This window comes from Thalassotalea sp. PLHSN55 (assembly GCF_052030545.1).
Lineage (GTDB): Bacteria > Pseudomonadota > Gammaproteobacteria > Enterobacterales > Alteromonadaceae > CANMXU01.
This window is the reverse complement of the sequence record NZ_JBPDIH010000004.1, coordinates 383,177-407,889: the sequence shown is the minus strand read 5'-3', so window position 1 is coordinate 407,889 and position 24,713 is coordinate 383,177. Positions and strand designations below refer to the sequence as shown.

Genomic DNA, 24,713 nt, shown 5'->3' with positions numbered 1-24,713 from the left:
AGTGGTAATGATGCGCTTATCAGTTAAACCGTGTTAGCGAGTTTTTTTCTACCCAATATAATAAGCAGGCCGATTAGAATTAGGCTAATGGTCATGGGCTCTGGCACGGTTTGAACCCCTTGGCTTGGAATGGTATTACCCAAGGCATCGGTTACCGCTAAATAGCCAAGTGATGCATAAGCTTGGCTATCTGCTAAGGAATAAAAGCTGGCTTGACCAAGTACAAAAGAGCCACCTAAGTTGTGATACCAACCCTCAATAAATTCAACACTAACGGTCAGTGGTGCTGCGCCCCAAAAGTCATAAGCGTCGGCGTAATAACTGTTGTTAAAAACACTTTGGCTAAAGTTAAATTGCTCGATCATAAACAAGGTGTCGTCAAAATTAATGTCAAAGTCTAACCACGACATTTCTGTATTGGCATTATTAATAACAATATCAACAAGCACAGTGTCATTTTCATCATAACTGGCTTGATCAAAGTCTGTGGTAATTAACGCGCCAAAGGCAAGGTTGGGTAACCAAGCCAATGTCGCAATAAGGGCTAATTTTTTAACAAGGTGTTTCATTATTTCACTCCGCAGCGGTTGTAGGTACATAATTTTGTTAAGCTTCTAACATCGAGCCTGCTTATTGTGCCGTCACCATTTAAGTCGTATTCAGGTAATAGTTCTGTGCCTGCTCGCAACGCAGCATTAAAGGCGCGAATATCCATTGCGTCGATATCTAAATCAAGATCTAAATCGCCTAATAAGCCGGTGCTAGTATCAAGTACTCTTAAGTCTTGGCTGTCTAATACGCCGTCGTTATCGTCATCCGTATCGGCATTGTTGCCAATGCCGTCGCCATCGGTGTCTAACCATTCACTTGCGTCAAATTTAAAAGCGTCGTCTTTATCGAGTACGCCGTCGTTGTCGTCATCGTTGTCGGCTTTATTGCCAATACCGTCGCCATCAAAATCAAACTTTTCAGTTGGGTCTAGTGGAAAGGCGTCAAGTTCGTCTTTTCGACCATCATTGTCATCGTCAGGATCGGCGTTATTGCCGATGCCGTCATTATCTGTATCTACCGTTTCCGTTGGATCACTAGGAAACGCATCAAGCTCATCAGCAACGCCATCACCATCACTGTCAAGGATGTCGTTCCCGCACTCGCTTGTTGTTGACTGATTGGCTCCGGAGTTATCGGCTCCGGCGTCGCAGGGCGTATTACCATCAGAGCCGTCGTCGGTCTCTGTCTCATTGTTATTTGATTCTGACAATGGTGTTGCTAATTCAATATCAACTAAACGTATTGAACCGGCAGGCACTTCTATTTGCATGTCAGTGCCACTGTGAGATAACACTTCTTTGCTTAAAATATCGGTGACTTTATTTACCTCGATACCTTGAAAGTTGACTTGTGCTTGTCGCTGCTGCGGATCTAAATAACCTTGGTCCATTAGCACTAAACGAATATGAGTGCTGTCGATTTTGATGGCTGACCAAGCTGCGCCTTTAACCACGACGGGTAATCGGCTTTCACCTGCCGTTACTGTGGCAGAAAATGTTGCAGCGAAGTCTTTAGCAGGGATTTTTACACCATCGACTATGCCTTGTTTTAAATCCGTAACCACATAAGGCACACCTTGTTCAGCTAAAGTGTTGGCAAATTCTGAGGTCATAATTGGCACCATGCCGTGTGGCAGTTCAGGAATGTAATTTGCCCAGCGGTAATTAACCCCTAAAGCGAGCTTAGAATAGTCATGTTCGGGTAGGTCGGTGCCGGTCCAATTGTTTTGACCATATGAAAATATAGCATCGCCGGCCTGTTCATCGTATTGCAGCATATTATGATGATCTTCAATGCTTTCTGTTAAATGCACGTCAACATTTTCAGTCAGTAACCACGAACCAATCGACAACATATTTTCGCGTTTTACTTGTGGCAACGCACCTGAAGCCATTAACGCGTATAGGGCGTTAAAGCCAGGTTGTTCAAAATATTTTATGTCGAACAGTAATCCGGTACGTGAACCGTGGGTCATCATCATGGCGGCTTGGCGTAAGTACGGTGAAACGCTGCGCTGTCCGCCCGGAGACAATGGACGCCATGTTGCCGGGTTATCGTCAACTAAGCGGGCGGCAAAATCATCAACGGCGCCTGAGGCAAACATACCAATGCGACCCGTTAAGTTAATATCTTGGGTACGAGAAGAGGTATCTTCTGAGGCGGGCACTAAAATATCGGCGTATTTTCCAGAGTAGAACATCTCTTTCCACGGGTAAACGTGCGAGCTACCACCCCAAAAAATATTTTTGTAGCGAAAATAGAGTTTAGCTTGTGGAGCGTGTTCTCTGATCGCAGCGGCTAAACGTGGTACATAGTTTTCTGCAAAGTATTGATAACGTTTATCTTCTGGATTATGCATTTCAGCATAAGTAAAACCGTAACAAGTACTTGGCGCGACTTTTAATATTTCTTCGAGGGTTTCTATATGTAGGTAAAAAGGATCGTTTCCATGTCCGGCCCAAAGTGTAAAAGGTGTGCCTGCCGCTTCAAGCGCTTTAGCTTCTTCAACAAGTTCAGCTCTGGTTTTTGTGTATTTACCGCGAGAATCTCGGTTGTCAGCTTCAGGCCCAATGGCGGCAATTAAATCGCTTCGGTCGGTATTTTCATACCAAGTTTGTTGGCTGATATACAACACTTCTGAACCCGTTAAGCTTTGTACATCGTTATTGGCTTCTGGCCCTATCATTACCCAAGGTTTATCATCTTTGCTTTGATAACTGGGTAATTCAAACGTTAATGCTTGTTGATATAGCTGGTTAATGTTGCTTTCTACTTCAGCCATTCGCCCTTGCAATGAATGTTGAGTTTGTAAATAGTCTGACTCGGTTAAGTCGTATTTGTATACGCCATTGCCACCACCAACTTGACCTGCGCCAATCAATAAACTCTCTTGTGGTAAGGTTGTTAAGCTGTGATAAATTTCTTCACCATAACGACTGCCTGATTTTTCGAGTAAATTGCCGTTGGCATCTAATCGATAAAGATAACCGCCAAATTGCATCACCACTTCATTGGTTACGGGAAGTAACGAGGTGCCTTGAATATGCGCATATCGTTGCTTGTCGGTTTTTGGCACCGCATAACTGGCCAGTAAGTTTGCTTGGCCATCAACAGCAACAAAGCCGCCACCGCCTTGCTGTTTACCTACGCCAAAAGCGAGGACATCGTCTAAACCGTCGCCATTAATATCGGCAATATCAAAACTGGTTGGCATAAAGCTTTTTAACGGCGTTAATGTTTTGGCTTTTTGGCTATTGTCTTGCACCACCGAATTGGTTTTAGGATCAAAAATACCAAAAAATTTCCAGTTGTATTTATCGTGCGCAAAGGTCCATACAAATATACTGTCGGTGCCGTCTTCAAGAAAATCACCTGTTTCCATTTTACGAATAACGCCGCCGACTTCGGTCGCTGATAAAATGTTGCCGTTTTTATCTATTTCATAAAGCTTATAGTCATTACCGCCAGCATAAATACGTTTTTCGCCATTGACATTAACAACGGCGATTTCTGAAAAGCGCACTTTGTTAGCAGGCGCTGTTTTCCAGATAAGTTCACCATCGCTATTCCACAAATAAATATGGCCGTCAGCGCTCGCGCCAACTAAATCGTCATTACCGTCACCAGTGATATCAGCCGCTTCAATTTCAAAGAGGACTGCTTGCTGATCGGTTTGGTTACTCCAGCGTTTTTCACCATCAAGCGTATAACTGGCTACTGCACCATCTAACTCAGAAATAAAGAGAACGTTTTCCTCGTTATTTGTCGCAGTGATAATGTTTCTAATACCATTTCCGTCGGTATTAAAATTAGCTGCTGCACTGGTATTAATACCAATGGCTATCGCAATTGCAGTAAGTTTTTTATACATATTGTTCAATCCCCGCCTTTGTTTGTAAGGTTTTTTTGTTTATGGTTATTCTTTTTTTTATTGCTTGTTTCTTATGATTTTTATTGGTTTATCACAACAGTATTTTAAGTGTTTAAAAATCATTCAGCTTGGCGATGTTAGAATAACGAAATAAAAAGGTCAAACGTTTTCCTTTTTGTTTTTTTTATAGTATTGTTGGCTTCTATCGTATAAATACATGCAATAAAACAGAACAAAGCACGACTGTTATAAAGTTGTAAATGGCGAGATTACTTGCTTATGATTAGTAAGGTTTAGCCGCTTATTGGTTTACAATGTGCAAATGTAATTGCCCAGCATAGGAAAAAGAATGATAAAGCCGTTCAATGTAAAAAAGGCGACTTCTCAGTTAGCATCACTAGTGAGCGTATTGGTGTTATCAGCATGCCAAAACGCCGAAACCTTGGTTGAAGATAAGAAAGTAGAGCCAATTAAAAAACCAAATTTTGTTTGGTTAGTCTCTGAAGATAATTCAAAAAAATACTTAAGACTTTACAACCCCAAAGGGGCTGCTATGCCGAATATTGAAGCATTAGCTGAACAAGGTTTGGTATTTAATAATGCGTTATCAAACTCTCCTGTTTGCTCGACCGCACGAACCACTTTGGCGTTGGGAGCTTACCCTGCAAGACTCGCAATGGAATATCATCGTCCATATCAACGTATTTCCTTATCAGAAGGTATTACTACGGTAAGTGAGTACTTATCTCAGGCAGGCTATCACACTACAAATAATCATAAAGAAGACTACAATTTTATTGAGCCAGAAGGCCATTGGTTTAAGTCTGAAAAAGGTGCTGACTGGCAAGATAGACAAGAAGGGCAGCCATTTTTCCATATGCAAAGTTGGAACACGACCCATGAGCATAAATTACATTTTCCGGCATCTGATGTAGAAAAAAAGCCAACTAAAAATAACCCAGCGTCTGTCGACTTAGCGTCAATTTATCCTGATACGCCCTTGTTTCGTTATACCCATGCAAGGTATTTAGATCAACATGAAAAAGTTGACCAAGAAATCGGTGTCGTAATCGACAAATTAAAAGCTGAAGGGTTATTAGAAGATACCTTTATTTTTTATTTTGGTGATCATGGTGGCGTAATGCCGGGTAGTAAAGGCTATGCTTTTGAACGCGGCTTAAATACACCGTTAGTGGTGCGCGTGCCCGAAAATTTTAGGCACTTATTACATGACGACTTACAAGCAAAAACAGAAACCCGTGTTGATGGCTTTGTGAGTTTTATAGATTTTGCGCCAACCTTGTTGAAACTTGCGGGAATAGAGGAAGTTGCAGGGCATGACGGAGAAGCCTTTTTAGGTAAAGACATCAGCTTAGCTAAGCTTAACAGCCGAGACAGCCATTTTGCCTTTGCTGATCGTTTCGATGAAAAATACGACATGGTACGCACGGTACGAAAGGGCAAATATAAATACATGCGTCACTACTTGCCATTTAATCCTGATGGACTCTTTGCTAACTACCGTTACAAACAAGCGGCGTTTAGACAATGGCGTGATTTATTTAATGAAGGTAAGTTAACGCCACAGCAGGCGGCATTTTTTGAAACTAAGCCGGTAGAAGCGTTATATAACTTAGAATTAGACGGCCTAGAAACAAACAATTTAGCTGATGATCCTGCGCATCAAGCAATACTTGAGTCAATGCGCAGGCAGTTAACAGATAAATTACAGCAATTGCCTGATCTAGGTTTCTATCCTGAATACCATTTGGTTAAACATGCGCAAAATGATCCGGTGTTATTTGGGCAGCAGCACCAGGCTGAAATCGCACAATTAACTGAAATTGCTAACCTACAGTTACTCGATTATGGGTTAGCTAAAAATAAACTGAAACTGGCATTATTGTCTGATAATGAATGGCAACGATACTGGGGGCTTAATGCAGCTTTAGCTTTTGGCGAACAAGCAATTGAATTAAAAGCCTTGTTGACTCAAATAAAAGATAATGACACTAATGCATTAAACCAAGCACGAGCAATTCAATATTTAGCTTTATTTGATGCTCAGCCAGCACAACAAGCACTAACTGATGTTATTGCTAATACAACGGATACCGCGCAGGTATTGGCTCTGTTAAATATTGCCACGCAATTACATGATGTTAACGGCGAAACCTTTGATATTCCGTTTAGAAAGGCATGGCAAAAACCGGGTAAAGAGTTAACCGACCCATTAGAAATTTGGCGACAACGTACTATTCATACGTGGTTTAAAGCGCGGGTGACTTATTTAAAATCATAAATAGTAAAATTATAAACAATTAGGTGTTAATTATTTCACTATAAGACAGTAAAAAAGCGACAAGGATGTCGCTTTTTTTGTCAATCTTTCCTCTTAGTCAATGCTCTTCCAATCTTTCGCTGTTGCGATTGCCTGTTTTAAATACGTCCACTCTAATAGACTTTGTTGGTACTGACCTGCATGTCCTTTAAGCTTTATGCCATATGCATTTAACCTAAATGCCAGAATTGCATAAAATGCATCAACTACACCTGCACAGCTAAACATAAAAGGAAAGTTAGCTGCTGAAAAAATGTCTTGAATACGTGCTAATTCATTCTCAATTTGACGATTATATGTTAACAGGGGAGAGACAGGCTCCGTGGAAAACGGGCATTGCGATCTCAGGTTTAAAAAGCCAGCGTGTAACTCTGCGCACAAGCTACGAGCCAAGGCTCTTTCTGAGCTTGAGCTAGGGAAAAGCGCACCATCAGCGCACTCATTTAAATATTCAGCAATCGCTAATGAGTCATACACAGTAAAAGTACCCTGATTTAAAGCAGGAACTAAGCCAGTGGGTGAATGTTTAAGTATGCGAGATTTATACGCTGGCTGAGTTAAATCAATAACCTTAATACTCACGTTTGCTTGTGTTAATTGGCAACATATCCAAACTCTCAAAGACCAGGTAGAGTCGGTACCTACAGTTAACTCCATTGACTTGTTTCCTTATGATCACTTTATATTAGCTAACGAAGTAAACGGCTAGGCTAATAATTTTTGATTAACTGAGGTTAATATCTCATAACCTCATTAGATAGGAAACTAAATGGCACTAATGGCGGTTTATACTGATTGATGCAGATTGTTGAAACTAGCGTTAGTAAGCTAGCGTTCGAAAGCTATTTAGTTATATTTATCAGGGTATTAGCGAATACTTTCCCTAAGCGCGTTTGCCCTTGAGTATTGTAATGCACGTTGTCGATATGTTTAGGAAAGTCTTGCCAAGTGCTGTTGGTTGAAGTGGTAATTAAATAAACATTTGAGTCTGTTTCAGCCGCTTGCTTTTGGGCGTTACGCACCATGGCTGGGCCTTGCGGGAAGTTGCCATAGGTTGAGTTAATCTGACCAATAAGCACAGTTAAGTTTGGCGTTTTAAGCTTGTGGCGATAAGCGCTAATTAACGCGGTTAAATTATCATGATAATGGCGGGCACGTAGCTCACGAGCAGCGTCGTTTTCACCTTGTAACCAAACTAGCGCACTGATTTTATATCGCTGTTGGTTTTTTTCTAGTTGCGCTAAAACCTGCTTGGTTTGGTTAATGTGCTGTGAGAATAATTTTAGTTGTTGTTTATGACCTTTCTCTGCCGTGTTGGCTTTTTCTTGGCTCCAATTAGGATTCCACGCCCCTTGCAAAGACGTGCCTCCTACCGCGGTTTTAATAAATACGTAGTGCTGCTTTGGATTTTGCTCTGCCAAAGTCAGCGCCATATAAAGTTCAGGGCCAAAGGTTTCACCAAAGCCATATTTTTTCAAATGGTGGTCTGAATAGGTATAGCTGAGCGGTTGTAATGGCGAGTTATCCACACTGATAGTGACGCGATCTTGAATAGCTTTTATGCGCTTAATGGTATCAACAGATAACGCATTGTAATTACCCGCACCAGCCATATTAGATTGTCCTGCTAATAACACGATATTTATCGGCGGTTTAGTTTTTGAATTAAAACCTACGATGCAGCCCGATAAGCAGCTAAGCATAAATACCAATAAAAGCAGATTGATGATGCTGGTTTTAGCGTTTATTTGGGCAATGACATTATAGGAATTAGTGTCGCTACTATATAAAGTATGCATAATTTTCTCTTATTTATCATAAAGCCCTGAATTTTCATTCAAGGCTTATTGAGGAGGAAGGGAGGTTATTTACCTAAGTTGAGCAAAAAGGTATGCCACCAAGCGAGATACGTATCGTCGTCAACTTGTGGTGATAAGCCTCGACTGGCCATTTGTTTTTGATAATGTTGCTGATAAAAATTATCCCAGTCGTTTTTTACCTTTTCATCTTCGGGCAACATGCCTTGATCGCCAGTACTTTTTTGCCAATGCGCTAATTGTTGACGCATTTTAGTGAGCACATTCTTATATTGTGCATTGGTCGCTAAGTTGTGTACTTCATCAGGATCGTTCACTGTGTCGTAAAGCTCTTCCGCTGGGCGAGTGTTAGCATAAAAGGATGCTTGTTCAGGCGTTAATTTACCTTGCTGATGTAGTTTGTGCATTAAAGTAAATACTGGATATTGCAGTTTTTTATAGGTATTAAAGTCGGTATAAGGTTTTTCTGGCCAGAAATTTCTGATGTATTTAAATTGTTGATCGCGCACTGCTCGCACGCGGTCGTCGGTTTCATCACAGCGATCTTTATGCGCGTAAATATAGTCTCTGCTTTCACTGTTTTTACCTAAGAATACTTTTCCTTCAATATAATCTGGCACAGCAATGCCTGCTAAGTTCATACTGGTGGGCATAATATCTATCAGGCTGATTAACTGATCGCTCACTTTGCCTTTGGCTATACCTTGCCCCCAGACAATTAACGGCACTTCGATGCCGCCATCGTATAACCATTGCTTGTCGCGAAGCATTGCCCGGCCGTGATCACCAAAAATAAAAATAATGGTATTTTCTAAGGCGCCAGCGTGCGCTAAGTCAGCCATTAATTTGCCAACTTTTTGGTCAACGGTTTGCACGGTTTCTAAATACAATGCCCAATCGCGACGGGTAATGTCGTGATCAGCGTAATAGCTAGGTAAATTTACTGTGGCGGGATCTACAGGGTTTTGCTTATCAGAAATAAAAGTGCGGTGTGTTTCGCTGTAATTAATTTGCGCAAAAAACGGTTTGCCTGAAAATTCACTGCGGTATTTTTGCCAAGCAGGGCGGGTGAGTAGGTTAATGTCGATTGGCGCATGGGTATATGCGCCGCCAGAGTATTTTATCTCGCCATCTTGAGCGTCGAATACCGGCCCTTGATGGTCAAAATTAAAGTCTGTTTTTTGTTTCGGCCCCATTAACAAGTTAACGTAGCCAGCATTGCGCATGTAATCAGACATCAGTTTGACATGCGCTGGCAGTTGGTAATTGTCGCTTATGTGGCTGCGGTGATGATGCGCGCCAATGCTAGTTGCGTGCATGCCTGTGAAAAATGCCGAACGAGAGGTTGAACACACGGCTGCCGTAGCAAATGCTTTGTTATACCGAATGCCTTGGTTTGCTAGGCGATCAAGGTTTGGTGTTTTCACCTTTTGTTCACCGTAAACAGCTAAATCAAGCGAGATATCTTCAAGCACCAGCCAAATAATATTAGGCTTATTGATATCGCGATTAATTTTACTTAGCTTAGTTTCTACTTGTGACTTAGGTTCAAGCGCTAGGTTAACGGCTTTTTTAACGTTGGTGGTTGCGCTCATGCTATAAGTTGAAACTAATAGACTACTTAGCAGACAGATATTTTTAAGTGCATGATTAAATTTCATTTTATTTACCTGTCATGTTACGTTGACTACGTTTTTCTATCGCTTGTAACTGCTGCTCCATTAATGTGACCTTATCCGGCATTTCTGCGGCCAGATCGCGAAGTTCAGCAGGATCATCATTAAGGTTATAAAGTTGCGGTAGTTTGCTCGTGCCAGGGTCAATGTTCTTTTTCGCTTTGACAAAAGCAGGCGTGCGTTTTACTGGGCGAATATATTTCCACTCATTCATGCGCAGCGCTTGTGCATGCGGGGTTTCTTCTGCTAACCAAGTTCTGGCTGGCAAGGTAGGGTTCATTAATGGCGCTAATTGGTCTTCACTGTCAATGGCTTCATCTTGGCTAAGGTCAATATTGAGTAATTTGGCTACCGAGGCATAAATATCAATTTGGCTAAATAAACTGTCGCTAACGCCGGGTTTTATTTTTGCGGGGTAGTGCGCAATAAACGGCACACGGGTGCCCCCTTCAAAAATACTGTATTTTCCGCCGCTATACGGACCATTCATTTTATGATCGCCAATTAGCGTTAATGCTTGATCATCGTAGCCGTCGGTTAATACCGCGCCATTGTCACTGGTGAAAATAATTAAGGTATTTTCAAGTAAGTTAAGCTTTTTCAGGTGATTGGTTACTTGACCGGTGATCCAGTCCATTTGCACGATGGCATCGCCACGCACGCCCATATCCGTTTTGCCTTGAAACATTTTATTAGGCAGACGCGGTACATGAATATCATGAAATGAAAAGAATAAGAAAAAGGGCTGATCTTTACTGGCACTAATAAAGTTATTCGCTTTTTCGGTGGTTACGGTATGAAATTCTTCATCGACCCATTCGGCGCTTTTACCGCCTTGCATCCAACCAATACGGCTAATGCCATTAATAATGGTTTTATCGTGTTGGCTGTCGGCCGCTTGTCGAAGCAGCTCTGGGTTTTCATAACCGGTTGGTCGCGAACCAACTTTTTCTTGGTAGCTAACATATAAAGGGTCGTCAGCACTTAGGTTAACCACATGTTGGTTTTCTAAATAGACCGCAGGTACACGATCGCCTGTTGCCGGTAATAAAAAACTATAGTCAAAGCCTATATCTAACGGCCCTGGTGTTACCGCGCTATTCCAATCAATTGGGCTATTGCCATCGCCTAAACCTAAATGCCATTTACCCACAACCGCGGTTTGATAACCTACTTTTTTGAGCATTTTTGGCAAGGTTTTTTGATCAGGTGAAATGACCATGGCGGCATCACCTTTTAAAATTTTCACTTGTTTACGAAACGCATGCTCACCGGTTAATAAGGAATAGCGAGACGGCGTACAAGTTGCCGCTGAGCTATGAGCATCGGTAAAACGAATGCCTTGATTGGCTAACTGATCTACATGCGGGGTTTGCACTTGGCTTGCCCCGTAGGCACTTAAATCGCCCCAGCCTAAATCGTCGACATAAAAAATGACGATGTTAGGTTTGCTGCTATTGTCTTTGCTAATGTTTGTGTTGTTATCCTCATAACGCTTGTTTTGTTCAGAGCACGCCAATAACAGTGAGCAGGCTAATGTGATAGCCGTTAAGGTTTTAAAATTATTTTTCATCACCATTCCTACTTTGCTTGGTGAGCAAACGGAAAGTGCTCGGTATAAGAGGTTGATGCGTTAAATAGCTCTTTATAACGGGCAACTTTTTGCGGATATTGACTGGCAAGGTTATTGGTTTCGCGCACGTCATCTTTAAGGTTGTAAATTTCCATTTCACCGGCAAGCCCAACTTGTACAGCTTTCCAGTCACCTTCGCGGATAGCGCGAATGAGTGATTTATCAGGGTTTTGATTGCGTTGTTCTTCCCAATATAAATACTCGTGCTGTTGTTGCTTGTTAGCTTGGCCTAAATAGGTCGGTAAAATTGAAATACCGTCCGTTATTTCTGGCACGTTAATTTGTGCAACTTCTGCTAACGTTGGCATAAAGTCTTGAAAAGAGCCGATATGTGCTGATGTGCTGCCGGCCTTTATTTTATTTGCCCAAACGGCAAAGTGGGGTACGCGAATACCGCCTTCATATAAATCGCGTTTAAATCCGCGCAAAATACCATTGCTGTTAAAGAACTTATGATCATGCCCCATGGCGCTGTGGCCGCCGTTGTCACTTGTGAAAATAATTAAGGTATTATCTAATTCGCCAATGGCGTCTAAATGGTCAATTAATCGGCCGACTTGTTTGTCCCATAAGGTAATTTTACGTGCGTGATGCTTTTCTGCTTCGGCCCAGTCTTGCTCAGCAAATAAGGTTTTGTTACGCAGCATTTCTTCGTGTGGGTGCGGGGTGCGATAAGACATAAATAAGAAAAACGGCTGCTCGTTTGACTTAATGGTGTCTAAATATTCAAGGGCAAAGTTGGTGCGAAATTCGTCGATATTGTCCCATTTTTGGTGGTCGTATAACTTTTTGTCATTCACACCATTGATCCAATGGGTGGTTTTATCAAAATATATTTTACTGTCGGCACGTTTCCATTGCTCTTGCACCGCATAGTCAAAGCCGCGCGCATACGCCCATGTGTCAAGGTTATTAGGATCTTCTAAATGCCACTTGCCAATAAATGCAGTTTGGTAGCCGGCATTTTGCATCATGTTGCCTAACGTGAGCTCATCTTCTTTTAACGACACTCGGCCCCAGCGGTTGGTTTCTTGAAAAAAACCTTTATTACCACGAATTGTCGCATTGCCAGCGTGTTTTCCAGTCATTAACACCGCGCGAGAAGGGGCACATACGGCATTGCCTGCGTAAAAGTCAGTAAAACGCATACCTTGAGCGGCAAGGTTATCTAACTGTGGGGTTTTAATGGTTTGTTGACCGTAAGAGCCTAATTCGCCATAGCCTAAATCGTCTGCTAATAAAAAGACGACATTAGGCTTTTCTGTTGCGGTAACGGCTGCGGTAGAAAGGCTACTTAACCCTAAAATTAAACAGGTGAGGTTGGTGCGTATAGTTTGACTAAACAGCATCATATTTCCTTAATCACTGACTGAATTCATATTATGGCATTTATACTATTTCAGAAAAACACTGGTTGCAAGAAAAATGGCAACGTTCTCCTTTTTTATCTTTTTTAATGCGGTTTTGTCAGTTTTATGTAAATATTTTTAACTGGTAGGATGAGTTTGTGCAGGCCTTGTATTCAAAGGTGTTTCGCCGAGTGTGTATTTGGTAAAACCCATTTAGGGAGATCGTTTTAGTTAAAATTGTTGGAAATTGTAAATGATATTGGGTAGTCTTTACTCAATCGCAAGGGAGAACGTTATTCCTTTCTTGTCTTTGAAATCGATTTTTTTTGTGCAGTTTTGTGCAATAATGCGGTATTCGATTCAATTCAATTAATAAGAATTACAACATCAAATTGATGGGGAACGAACATGAAGAAGAATTTTAAGTTAACGGCAGTTTCAGCCGCTATATTGACAGCTTGCTTGTCGAATATAGCTTATGCTGAAGAGCAAACTGCTAAAGAGAAAGAGCAAGAGCAACTTGCCAAAGAAGTTGAGGTGATCACTGTTACCGGTATTCGTGGCAGTATTCAACGGTCAATTAACTCTAAACGCTTTGGCGATGGTGTTACCGATTCTATTCATGCCGAAGATGTGGGTAAATCAACCGATCAAAATATTGCTGATGCGCTGTCACGCGTGACTGGTGTTACCGTACAGGAAGCTGATGGTGAAGGTACTCGTATTTCTGTGCGTGGCGCAGGGCCATCGCTAAACCAAATCTCCATGAATGGTGTGGCGTTAACCAGTGGTTTAAGCGGTAATAGCGGTAATCCAGCTGCTGATCAAGGTGTTGATTTAAGTTCGTTCTCTTCAGATATTCTCTCGTCAATTGTTGTAGAAAAAACCGCAGCCGCTGATCAAGACGAAGGCTCTTTAGGGGCAAACGTTGTATTAAAAACAGTCAAACCGTTATATTTAAATAAACCTAAGCGCAATTTTGAAGTGCAAGGCAGGTATAACGATTTTTCTGATGAAACCGATAGAAAAATTGGTTTTAGTTTGTCAGATAAATTCTTTGATGAAACCTTAGGTATTATCGTCACCGCGTCTGATGAAACGCAACATACTCGCAAAGATGAATTTAAAGCCAGTTGGCATGAAGCCTCTACTCAAATTGCTGACGGTAAAGCGCGCGATGCTAAAACGGGCAAAATAATTCGCATTGTTGATGCTGCCTTAGATACGCCGGATTTTGACCCGAGTGTCGCAATTCCTGGTTTTGACAGTGAAGATGAAATTGTTAATTTTGGTGATTTACATGCCTTAACCATGTCTGATGGCAGCATGATATTGAATTTGAATGAACGTAATCGTCAGTCAATTTCAACCGGCATTCAATATGCACCAACATCAGAAACTGATATTCAGTTAGATTTGACCCACACTAAGCAAGAAATTATTGAAGATAACCAAAACTACAATATGCAGTTTGGTTTGTTAGAGGCGGATAACCCAACCGACCCAACGCATGATTGGTGGACGGTAAACCGTGATAACCAAACCATTGAAAAACGTTATGCTCGACATGCCAAAGGTCGTTATTATCGAAACCAAGGTGGTTATGATCAAGAAACCAATGTTGCGACATTAAATGTTGAACATTGGCTAACTGACGATTTTAAAGCAAGCTTTTTAGCCGGTTATTCAAGTACCGATTCTGAAAGTAAAGACAACGTGGGTATTTTGATGACGCCAAATGGTGTTGGTAATGTCACTATGTCTGATATTCCATTAACATCAGATGATCCAAACGTGATCACGCTAGAGCCTGCAGGTTACGACTGTACAGGCAGCAAGTGTATGATTGAAATGGCCACGTCGATGATGCAAGCGGTACCAGGCGATGAAGTCACGTTAAATAAAGCGCCCAGTTTAACCAATATTTTAGATCCACAACTGTTTCGCGCGAAAAACTTATTTAAATACGATAATCGCAATAGTGATACCAACAAGTCGTTGTTTTTAGACTTTGACTGGTCGATTGATTATGCCGGTTTAACCGCGATTGAATTTGGTGGTAAATACACCAACCGAGTTAAAGATGTTGTTACCCAAAGAGATACCTTCTCTGATGGCTCTACGGTATTTAACGAAGCGGGTGAAGAAGTTGCAATTAATGGTGTTACTTCAATTACCTTAGGCGATATTATTGACGATCAGCCTTTCCCAGTAAGCGATTTTATGGACGGCATATTAGGTGGGCGTGATCAAGCGTATATGTCTGGTTGGCCAACCGTGGATGCCTTTAAAGCCATGGAAATGGTAACACCTTCAAGTGGCGCTGGTGGTAAAGACATTAAACTGAAAATTGATAATTCAGGTTCACGTAAAATAGAGCAAGATGTTCAAGCGTTATACGGTAAGTTAAGTTTTGAGTATTTTGATGGCCGCTTAACAGGTAATGTTGGTTTACGTTATGTGAAAACCAAAACTTATGCAGAAGCGTACACCAAAATTAACTTCCAAGGTGGGGCAAATACTTACGACCCACAACATTTAATACAGTTTGCTGATACCAGTAAAGCCCAATGTGATGGGCCAGTTTGGCTTGAAAACCCAGGTGGCGGTGACGATAAAAACAGCTACCCAACCAATATTCAAGCACCAGGTTCATGTTCGTTATATCAGCTAACACATAACTTTAATCAAAAACAAAGTGACACTGAGCTTGTTGGCCCAGGCGAGCATTTATCTGATGCCGACCGAGATCCTAACAACGAAGACTATATTTTACAGGTAGTTGATGAAAACGGTAATTTAGTGGTTGTTCGAAACGAAGGTAACCCTAACGGTAATAATGGTCGTTTTAGTAACGTAGGTGAAATTAAGGCACTAGCTGACAGAAGTACTAATGATAAAACCGTCAACAATGCTGAGGGTGAATTAGTTAATGAAGGTGAACAACTAGGCAATATTGCTCGGTTACGTACGGTATTTGTTGCTGATGAAGCTGATAATGAAGTGTGGTTACCCAGCTTAAACCTAAACTATCGTTTCACAGATAATTTTATTGGCCGTTTCTCTGCCACTAAAACGATGGCTAGACCTAAATTTGACTCAACTACGCCGGCGGGCTCTATTAACGAAAGTGCTTGGGAAATTCGCGGTGGCGGTAAAGTGAATAACGTGGCGTTAAAGCCGCTTGAGTCTGAAAACTTAGATATTTCATTAGAGTGGTACTTTAATGAGTCGGGCATGTTGTCGATGGCGCTGTTTCATAAAGACATGACAAACTTTGAAGAAACCGTCAGTGAAGTGTATTTGTGGAAAGACCTGCGTAACAATTATGACATGGACGGCGTCAGTTCACTTGATGATATCTTAACGGTGCCGACTCAAGCCCTAGATAGTGAAGGTAATCCTGTTGTGAACAGTGAAACAGGCTTAGCCGAGTGGCAAGAAACCCCACAGAACTCTGACTGTATGCCTGATCGTATGATGCATAAGCAACTACAGAACCCATTAACGTTAGGATGTCACGCACTAAATATTGATGTGGTCAGAAATGGTAAAGGCGCAGTAACGCAAGGTATTGAGCTAACATATTCGCAAAACTATGACTTTTTACCGGGCTTTCTTTCTGGGCTAGGGGCGAGTATTAACTACACCTATGCTGATTCAGAGTCAGATGCTGAAATTTCTGCAACCACAGGTCAAGAAATTCAACCTCTGCCACAACCTTATACGCCTGAGCATTCTGCCAACGTAACTCTATTTTGGGAAAAAGATGGCGCCATGCTTCGTTTAGCTAATCGCTATAACTCAACCCAATTGGTTAATCGTGGTTTAGCCAGTGGCGCATCGTGGTTAGATGCCACCAATCGCCTAGACTTAAGTGGCTCTTATGATATTACTAAGAACATTTCAGTAACGTTCCAAGCGTTAAATATTACTGATGATACTAGCCGTACTTTCTATACCAGTACTCGAACGGTAATGGGGCTTGCCGCCGATGGCACACCGATTGTGTTTGACGAAGGTAATGCAATGGACGGAGAAGGCAGTACAAGCCGTGTAATAAGTGAATACAAAACCGGACGTCAATACCGTATTGGCATTCGCGGCACTTTTTAATCCCCCTTATCAGTATATATAAAGTACCTGTTCAAAGAACAGGTACTCACTTGGAGATGTGAGATGAAAACTAACTTACTAACAAAAGCCCTATTTTTATCAATTGCCTCATTAGCCCTAAGCGGTTGTGGCAGTGACCAAGAAGGCGCAGACTATTCTGTTTCAAGCGATAGCGCGTTAAATTTTGACAGCGACGTACTAAGTATTGCTGTTGATGAGTCGCCAGTGGTTGACGGTTTTGATGATGTGATGTCGATAAACTTGCTTGATGGCGCTTCAATGGACGGACAAGCGCTAGCGATAGATGCTACCAATGTCATTATTCGTCATTTTTCAGAAGCCGTAATAGAAACGAATTTGCAAACGCCACGCGAGGTTGTATTTGATAATGAAAATCAACCGCCTGTGCGAGTAACTGGCAACCAATTATTGCTTAATCGCACTGCGTTTGTTGATTTAATTAATAGCCATGAATCGATAACACTGCGCTATCAATACTGGATTGATAACGGCTTTGAATATAGCTGTGCAAACGATTTGCAGCACCCCGCTAATTGTACTGACGAAGAAAATGCAGCAAACCCTAACTTAAGAAATCTTGAGATCACGGTAAATGCTGTTGACGATCCATTAACGGCGATTGAGATCGCTAATTTTAGTGTCGGTGTCGATAATTCGATGATGGCGCCGTTAGGTGTGCAACCTGTTTTTGCAGCCGAACAAGACTTTGCCACTGATTTTATTTGGTCCACGGCTGATAGTTCTATTGCCACTGTCGAAAACGGTATGGTGACCGGTATTGCGCTAGGTAACACAACCTTAACGGTAACCTCTGTCGCTGATGAAACCTTAACGGCAACCGTTGACGTTGAAGTAAATAATCCGCCGCAAAACGTACAGGGTTTTGCCTTTAAAACCTTAGCAGATACTGAAATTGCCGACACTATATCCGTGCCAACATGTACCAGCTATGAGTTTATGTTATCTGCAGAAAAGCTTGATACAGCGGCAGACTTTGGTGGCAACTTTGTTTATAGCGTAACGTCAACCAATGGTAACTTTGCTATTGAAGGTTTTGCTGATAATTCAGGAGCAAGTCAAGTAGGGCGTTTATTACCTAATGCGTTAGACTTCTCAACGCTATCATCACATGCCGATATCGCACAAGTGACCTTAGAAGGCTTTGCAGGTGAAAGTATTTCTGCTGATGTCGTGGTGAGCGAAAACGTGCTATGTACTTATATCGCGTCAACCTCAGGTGTGGAAAATAGTTTAAACGAAGATTACAAAATTTACTGGAATGGTGGTGGTAACTCTCGTGATGGTTGGGGCGTGGCGACTTTCATTCAAAATGGTCAAGGCGATAATGCAACCGCAGATGCTACAACCGCGTATCAAGTCGTTGCGGGCATTGGTAAAGACGGTAGTGCCGGGTTAAATGTTACCGCTGATGGTAGCGATCGCAGTGCAATTTTTAGTTATCACAAAAATAATACGCGTCATCTTGCTTACCCAATGGTTGCTGGTGGCATATTTAAAGTCTCTTACTGGGTAAAAAATAATACTCAGCATGCTGTTTCTATTGATACCTCTTTTATTAATAGCAACAACACCAAGTTAGTAATACCAAGTGCAGGTGAATTTGATGAAAGCTCATTAAAAACTTCGCCAACAGTTGAATTAGGTGCTAACTCAAGCTGGACGTTAATCGAGTTTGATGTTGATGCCTCTGCAGGAACACCTAGCACCCAGCGAGGGCCTAAGTGGGAAATTATTCTTACTCCTAGTCAAACAAGTGGCGAAGGAAACCCAATAGATATCGTTATTGATGACTTTTCGATTACACCAATTACTGAGTAACCCCTATATTAATAAGTATTGGTTTTAATCCAACCGGCCTTAATCGTTTTAAGGCTGGTTTTTTCATATTATTTAAAGTAAATAGGTGTGATAATTATGATAAATAAGTTATATCTATATTTTATCTATACGTTTAAGTCTTTATCGTCAAAATAAGACAAAAATCCCTTAATTTTTTAAAGAGTAATATTTATGAAGTTTAATTTGTCCTGGTTAAAGTGTGCAGTACCTGTGGCCACAGCTCTAAGCTTAAGTGCTTGTGGTGTGCCTGAGGAAACAGTTGTTGAGTTAACAGAACCTAACCAACCTAATATTGTCATTTTTTATGTGGATGATCTTGGTTACGGTGATGTTAGTAGTTATGGCATGACCGCAACTACAACGCCTAATATTGACGCCTTAGCAAAAGACGGTATTCGTTATACCGATGCGCACAGCTCAGCGGCAACTTGCACACCATCACGTTACTCTATGTTAACTGGACAATGGGCCTTTCGAAATAACGCCGCTATTTTACCTGGTGATGCGCCGTTAATTATTGACCACACCAAACCGACATTGCCAAAAATGCTTCAACAGGCCGGTTATAAAACTGCGGTAGTGGGTAAGTGGCATTTGGGCTTAGGTGACGGTTTTGTTGATTGGAATAAAGCAGTAAAACCAGGGCCAATTGAACTGGGTTTTGATTACAGCTTTTTATTGCCGGCAACGGGTGACCGTGTTCCTACGGTATATTTAGAAAATCATCATGTGGTTAATTTAGATCCAAACGATCCTATTACGGTTGATTATACAAAACCAATTGGTGATCGCCCAATAGGCACTGAAAGCCCTGAACTATTAAAACAAGGTGCTGATTTACAACATAGCGCTACTATCGTAAATGGCATTTCGCGTATTGGTTATATGGCTGGTGGTAAAGCGGCAGAATGGAAAGATGAAGATTTTCCTTTTGTATTTACGGATAAAGCTAAAACATTTATTCAAGACAATAAAGACCAACCTTTCATGTTGTTCTTTCCATTCCATGACATTCATGTACCTCGCGTACCAAATGAAATGTTTGCCGGGAAGTCAGGCATGGGACCACGAGGCGACGCTATTTTACAAATGGATTGGATGACAGGACAAATCGTTGCTGAGTTGAAAAAACAAGGTGTGTACGACAACACTATTATTTTATTTTCAAGCGATAACGGGCCAGTGATGGACGATGGTTATGCTGACCAAGCGGAAGAGTTAAAAGGCTCGCACGATCCTGCCGGTGGTTTCCGAGGTGGCAAGTACAGTGCTTATGAAGCCGGAACACGTGTGCCAATGATCGTTACTTACCCTAATGGTATGACAAATAAAGGTGATAGCGATGCGCTGATCAGCCATATTGATTTTTATCGCTCATTGGCTGAATTAGTGGGCGCTGAATTAGCCCAAGGTGAAGCTAAAGACAGTGAAAACTTATTACCAGCATTATTAGACAGTCAGGCTGATGGCCGAGATCAAATGTTGGAAGAGTCGTTCACGTTATCGTTACGCAGTGGTAAATGGAAATATGTAGAACCGTTTAACGGTACAACGCCAGACTGGTTAGCGAATAAAACAGCAATCGAAAATGGTTTAATGACAACAGCACAGCTTTTTGATCTTGAAAACGATCAAAAAGAACGTGTTAATGTTGCTAACGAACACCCCGACGTTGTCGCGCGCTTACAAGCAGCGCTTGACGAAATTAAAGCAAAATAAAACCTTAAGTTGCCTACCTGTCAAATATAGGTAGGCAAATTCAATCAGTAAAAAGTCTACTATGTCTTTAATCAATTGTTCAATTATGTTGTTGGTTTTACCGCTAGTTTTGGTTGCCAACGTATCAGCACAAGTGGAAAGTCATTATCAATCAAAAACCACTCCTAAAATAACGGTACGTGAATACGGACAGTTATCAACCGGCGAACAAGTTGATCAGTATACGTTAACCGCCCATGGCATTACGCTGAAAACCATTAACTATGGTGGCATAATTACTCATCTTGAAGTACCAGATAAAAACGGCATTTACGCTGATGTTGTTTTAGGTTACGACACGCTTACCGACTATGAACATAAAAACCGTTACTTTGGCGCGCTCGTTGGTCGTTATGCCAATCGAATAGCGCAAGGTAAAGCCAAAATTGGTCAGCAGCTATTTCAATTAGAACAAAATCGTCCGCCGCATCAACTGCATGGCGGTTCAAAAGGCTTTGATAAAGTGTATTGGCAAGCAGAAACTGAAGTCAGCCAAACTGCAGCCAAAATCCATTATACCTATACTAGCCCAGATGGGGCAGCTGGATATCCGGGCCAATTAAAGGTAAAGGTAAGTTATATTGTTAGGGCAGGTGGCAAGCTTGAAATTCAATACCGCGCTAACACTAATAAAGTCACCATTTTTAATCCAACCCAGCACAGTTATTTTAATTTATCGGGTCAAGATAATAAGCAAGTGCTTGATCATGAGTTAACCATTTACAGTCAAGAAATTGTTGAACTGGATAATCAGTCGATTCCAACCGGAAATTTTATACCGGTAAATACTACGGCGTTTGACTTTTCCCAGCCAACAAAAATAGCTAGCAACCTTGCTAAAACACACCCTCAATTAACGATTGGTAAAGGCTATGATCACTACTATGTCGTACAAAAATCGCGAGGTGAATTGACTAACATTGCACAATTATTTGAAGCAAACTCTGGGCGGAAGTTAACGATCAGTTCGACAGAAAGCGGCGCACAAATTTACAGTGCTAATTATTTAAATGAAACAGTGATTGGCAAAAGGGGCGTTGCATATCAAAAATACCAAGGAATTTGCATTGAAACTGGTCAGTTACCCAATGCGCCTGCCATGTCTACATTTCCCACTTATTTGCTAAAACCCAATCAAGAATATTTATCAACCACTATTTTTGACTTCACCATCAAGCGCTAGTTTGTCGTCGCGATTGATAATTTAAAAGAGAAGCGAGTATGCGCCAATAGGTAATTGGCGCTCCGAACAGGAGTCGAACCTGTGACCTACCGCTTAGGAGGCGGTTGCTCTATCCAGCTGAGCTACCGGAGCATCATTTAAATAATAATTTACTTGTTACACTTATCTTCGTCAATTACCTCGCTTTTTTCTTATAAATTTGTCGTTATGGTTTTCACCATAAGGTGCTTATTATCGCGGTGCATCTTCAAGCCATTTAGTCGAAAATCTGGCCGAAATATGTGCACCAATTTCAAACAATGCGCACTACAATAATGCAACTTTCTTTGTTTTTAATTAGTTGAATAATTAAAAATCCCTTATCTAACATATGGTTAAAATAATATCCCTACTTGGTACATGGGTTGCAGTTACCTTGTCGTCTATCCCTATTTAGCAAAGTATCAGGAAATCGCATGAGCACAGTAAGTAATATCGTTGTCATTGGAAATGGCCCTGTAGGCCATAACTTTTTAGAGTTTTTAGTAGCAAGTGGCAAAGCTGACAACTATAACGTAGTCGTGTTTGGCGAAGAGCCTAGACCTGCATACGACCGTGTACATTTAACGGCATGGTTTGAAAATCGCGATGCAGAAGATATCAACATGGTCAAACCTGGCTTTTATGAAGAAAATGGCTTTGTACTTCATACCCACGATAAAGTGGTAGCGATTGACCGTAGTAAAAAAACAGTAACTTCTGAAAAGGGTGTTGAAGTTGCTTACGATAAAATTATTCTAGCAACCGGTTCTTATCCGTTTGTACCGCCAGTATCAGGACATGATCGTGATAACGTTTTTGTTTATCGCACCATTGAAGATTTAGAAGCCATGACCGCCGCGTCAGAAAAAGCTAAATCAGGTGCTGTTATCGGTGGTGGTTTATTAGGTTTAGAAGCAGCAAAAGCATTAAAAGATTTAGGTGTGCAAACTCACGTGGTTGAATTTGCGCCGCGCTTAATGGCGGTTCAAGTAGATGATGGCGGCGGAAAAATGCTGCGCAATAAAATTGAAGATTTAGGCGTTGCTGTTCATACCCAAAAAAATACCCAGCAAATTATTGATGGCGAAGGCGCTGTTCACAAAATGTGTTTTGCTGACGGTGAAGAACTTGAAATTGATATGATTGTTTTCTCTGCTGGTATTCGCCCAAGAGATGAATTAGCAAAAAGTTCAGAACTTGCTATGGGTGAACGTGGCGGCGTAGTCATTAACAATAACTGTCAAACCTCAGACGAAGATATTTATGCTATTGGTGAAGTTGCCCTTTGGGATAACAAAATTTTTGGTTTAATTGCCCCAGGTAATGCCATGGCGCAAGCAGCATGTGATCACTTAACCACCACCGGTGGTAGTGAATTTGCTGGCGCAGATATGAGCACCAAATTAAAACTGATGGGCGTAGATGTTGCCTCAATTGGTGATGCGCACGGTAATACCCCAGGTTGTCGCAGTTATACTTACGTGAATGAGCGTGAAGAAGTTTATAAAAAATTAGTTGTTAGTGAAGACGATAAATATTTATTAGGTGCGGTATTAATAGGTGATGCGGCTGAATACGGCACGCTTTTACAATACATGCTTAATAAAATGGAATTACCGGCTGAGCCAGAAGGCATGATTTTACCGCATACCGACGGTGAAGCGACAGGCCTTGGGGTTGATGCACTTCCTGATACCGCCCAGCTTTGTTCTTGTTTAAATGTATCTAAAGGCGATATTGTTAGCGCAGTTGCTGATGGCGCAACCTGTATGAGCGAGATTAAAGACACGACCAAAGCCGCGACAGGTTGTGGTGGTTGTGCAGCGTTAGTTACACAAGTACTAAATAGTGAATTAGAAAAACTTGGCGTAGAAGTTAATACCGATCTTTGTGAGCATTTCGCTTATACCAGACAAGACTTATTCAACATTATTCGTGTTGAAAACATCCGAAGCTTTGACGAGCTTATTGTTAAACACGGTAAAGGTTTAGGTTGTGATATTTGTAAACCAACCGTGGGCTCGTTACTTGCAACTTGTTGGAACGATTACATCTTAAAAGACAATTTACAATCGCTGCAAGATACCAACGATTACTTCATGGGTAACATGCAAAAAGACGGAACTTACTCTGTTGTACCTCGTGTTGCTGGTGGTGAAATCACCCCTGAAAAACTTATCGTATTAGGTGAAGTTGCTAAAGAATACGACCTTTACACCAAAATTACTGGTGGTCAACGTATCGATTTGTTCGGCGCACGTTCAGAGCAGTTACCTGCCATTTGGAAGCAATTGATTGATGCTGGCTTTGAAACAGGTCACGCATACGGTAAATCACTACGTACCGTTAAATCATGTGTGGGCTCTACTTGGTGTCGTTACGGCGTACAAGACTCAATGGGCATGTCGCTGATCCTTGAAAATCGCTACAAAGGTTTACGCTCGCCGCATAAATTAAAAATGGCCGTTTCAGGTTGTACGCGTGAATGTGCTGAAGCGCAAAGTAAAGATGTGGGTGTTATTGCCACCGAAAACGGTTGGAACATGTATGTATGTGGTAACGGCGGTATGAAGCCACGCCATGCCGACTTATTCGCCTCTGATTTAGACGATGAAACTTTGCTGAAATACATCGACCGTTTCTTCATGTTCTATGTGCGCACCGGTGATCGTTTACAACGTACTTCGGTTTGGATGGACAACATGGAAGGCGGTTTAGATTACCTTAAGTCGGTCATTATCGAAGATAAACTAGGTGTTTGCGCTGAATTAGAAAAAGATATGCAACACATTGTTGATACTTACCAGTGTGAATGGAAATCAACCATTGAAGACAGCGAAAAAGTGAAACGCTTTAGTCACTTCATTAACAGTGATGAAGCCGATAACAATGTTAAGTTTGAACGTGAGCGTGACCAAATTCGCCCTGCGAGCAAAAACATTGAAATAGTTGAAGTTAGCTAAATTGAACTAACACAAGTTAAATTTAGCTTTAACTTGTCCCGTTTTTAATGAAC

At 41.4% G+C, this 24,713-nt stretch carries 13 protein-coding genes and 1 tRNA gene; 6 read left to right on the top strand and 8 right to left on the bottom strand.

The annotated features are described in order from the left end of the window. Window positions 1-23: 23 nt before the first annotated feature. Both ACRRSQ_RS10325 and ACRRSQ_RS10320 read right to left on the bottom strand, forming a co-directional pair. Complete coding sequence (locus tag ACRRSQ_RS10325) at window positions 24-569, bottom strand: PEP-CTERM sorting domain-containing protein (protein ID WP_440875652.1); 546 nt, start codon at window positions 567-569, stop codon at window positions 24-26. Next, window positions 569-3,922 carry a hypothetical protein gene (locus ACRRSQ_RS10320; protein ID WP_440875651.1) on the bottom strand — a complete coding sequence of 1,118 codons (3,354 nt, stop codon included), beginning with the start codon at window positions 3,920-3,922 and terminating at the stop codon, window positions 569-571. Before ACRRSQ_RS10320 ends, ACRRSQ_RS10325 begins: the two co-directional genes overlap by 1 nt. A gap of 349 nt (window positions 3,923-4,271) precedes the next feature. On the opposite strand from ACRRSQ_RS10320, the gene ACRRSQ_RS10315 reads away from it, so the two are divergent. Further along, complete coding sequence (locus ACRRSQ_RS10315) at window positions 4,272-6,224, top strand: sulfatase family protein (protein WP_440875650.1); 1,953 nt, start codon at window positions 4,272-4,274, stop codon at window positions 6,222-6,224. A 93-nt stretch (window positions 6,225-6,317) separates the two neighbouring features. On the opposite strand, the gene ACRRSQ_RS10310 is transcribed toward ACRRSQ_RS10315, so the two are convergent. From ACRRSQ_RS10310 to ACRRSQ_RS10290, 5 genes are all read right to left on the bottom strand, one after another. Then, window positions 6,318-6,920, bottom strand: coding sequence for a glutathione S-transferase N-terminal domain-containing protein (locus tag ACRRSQ_RS10310; RefSeq protein ID WP_440875649.1), 603 nt, complete (start codon window positions 6,918-6,920; stop codon window positions 6,318-6,320). A gap of 185 nt (window positions 6,921-7,105) precedes the next feature. After that, window positions 7,106-8,062 carry a sialate O-acetylesterase gene (locus ACRRSQ_RS10305; protein ID WP_440875648.1) on the bottom strand — a complete coding sequence of 319 codons (957 nt, stop codon included), beginning with the start codon at window positions 8,060-8,062 and terminating at the stop codon, window positions 7,106-7,108. A gap of 65 nt (window positions 8,063-8,127) precedes the next feature. After that, complete coding sequence (locus ACRRSQ_RS10300; protein WP_440875647.1) at window positions 8,128-9,741, bottom strand: sulfatase family protein; 1,614 nt, start codon at window positions 9,739-9,741, stop codon at window positions 8,128-8,130. Window position 9,742: 1 nt separating this feature from the next. Continuing rightward, window positions 9,743-11,335, bottom strand: coding sequence for a sulfatase family protein (locus ACRRSQ_RS10295; protein ID WP_440875646.1), 1,593 nt, complete (start codon window positions 11,333-11,335; stop codon window positions 9,743-9,745). Between the two features lie 2 nt (window positions 11,336-11,337). Further along, window positions 11,338-12,738 (bottom strand): sulfatase-like hydrolase/transferase, encoded by a 1,401-nt coding sequence (locus ACRRSQ_RS10290; RefSeq protein WP_440875645.1) that lies wholly within the window; start codon window positions 12,736-12,738, stop codon window positions 11,338-11,340. A 408-nt stretch (window positions 12,739-13,146) separates the two neighbouring features. Between ACRRSQ_RS10290 and ACRRSQ_RS10285 the strand changes: the two genes are divergently transcribed. From ACRRSQ_RS10285 to ACRRSQ_RS10270, 4 genes are all read left to right on the top strand, one after another. Beyond that, a complete protein-coding gene (locus ACRRSQ_RS10285) occupies window positions 13,147-16,854 on the top strand; it encodes a TonB-dependent receptor (RefSeq protein WP_440875644.1) in 3,708 nt (1,235 codons plus the stop codon). Window positions 16,855-16,917: 63 nt separating this feature from the next. Next, complete coding sequence (locus ACRRSQ_RS10280) at window positions 16,918-18,714, top strand: hypothetical protein (protein WP_440875643.1); 1,797 nt, start codon at window positions 16,918-16,920, stop codon at window positions 18,712-18,714. A gap of 192 nt (window positions 18,715-18,906) precedes the next feature. Then, the gene (locus tag ACRRSQ_RS10275) at window positions 18,907-20,454 is read left to right on the top strand and encodes a sulfatase family protein (protein ID WP_440875642.1); all 1,548 of its coding nucleotides are present in this window, start codon (window positions 18,907-18,909) and stop codon (window positions 20,452-20,454) included. A gap of 61 nt (window positions 20,455-20,515) precedes the next feature. Beyond that, entirely contained in the window at window positions 20,516-21,676 is a 1,161-nt protein-coding gene (locus ACRRSQ_RS10270) for an aldose epimerase family protein (protein ID WP_440875641.1), read from the top strand. Window positions 21,677-21,731: 55 nt separating this feature from the next. On the opposite strand, the gene ACRRSQ_RS10265 is transcribed toward ACRRSQ_RS10270, so the two are convergent. Continuing rightward, window positions 21,732-21,808, bottom strand: a tRNA-Arg gene (locus tag ACRRSQ_RS10265). A 323-nt stretch (window positions 21,809-22,131) separates the two neighbouring features. Between ACRRSQ_RS10265 and nirB the strand changes: the two genes are divergently transcribed. Continuing rightward, complete coding sequence (gene nirB, locus ACRRSQ_RS10260; RefSeq protein WP_440875640.1) at window positions 22,132-24,660, top strand: nitrite reductase large subunit NirB; 2,529 nt, start codon at window positions 22,132-22,134, stop codon at window positions 24,658-24,660. The last annotated feature ends 53 nt before the right edge of the window (window positions 24,661-24,713 follow it).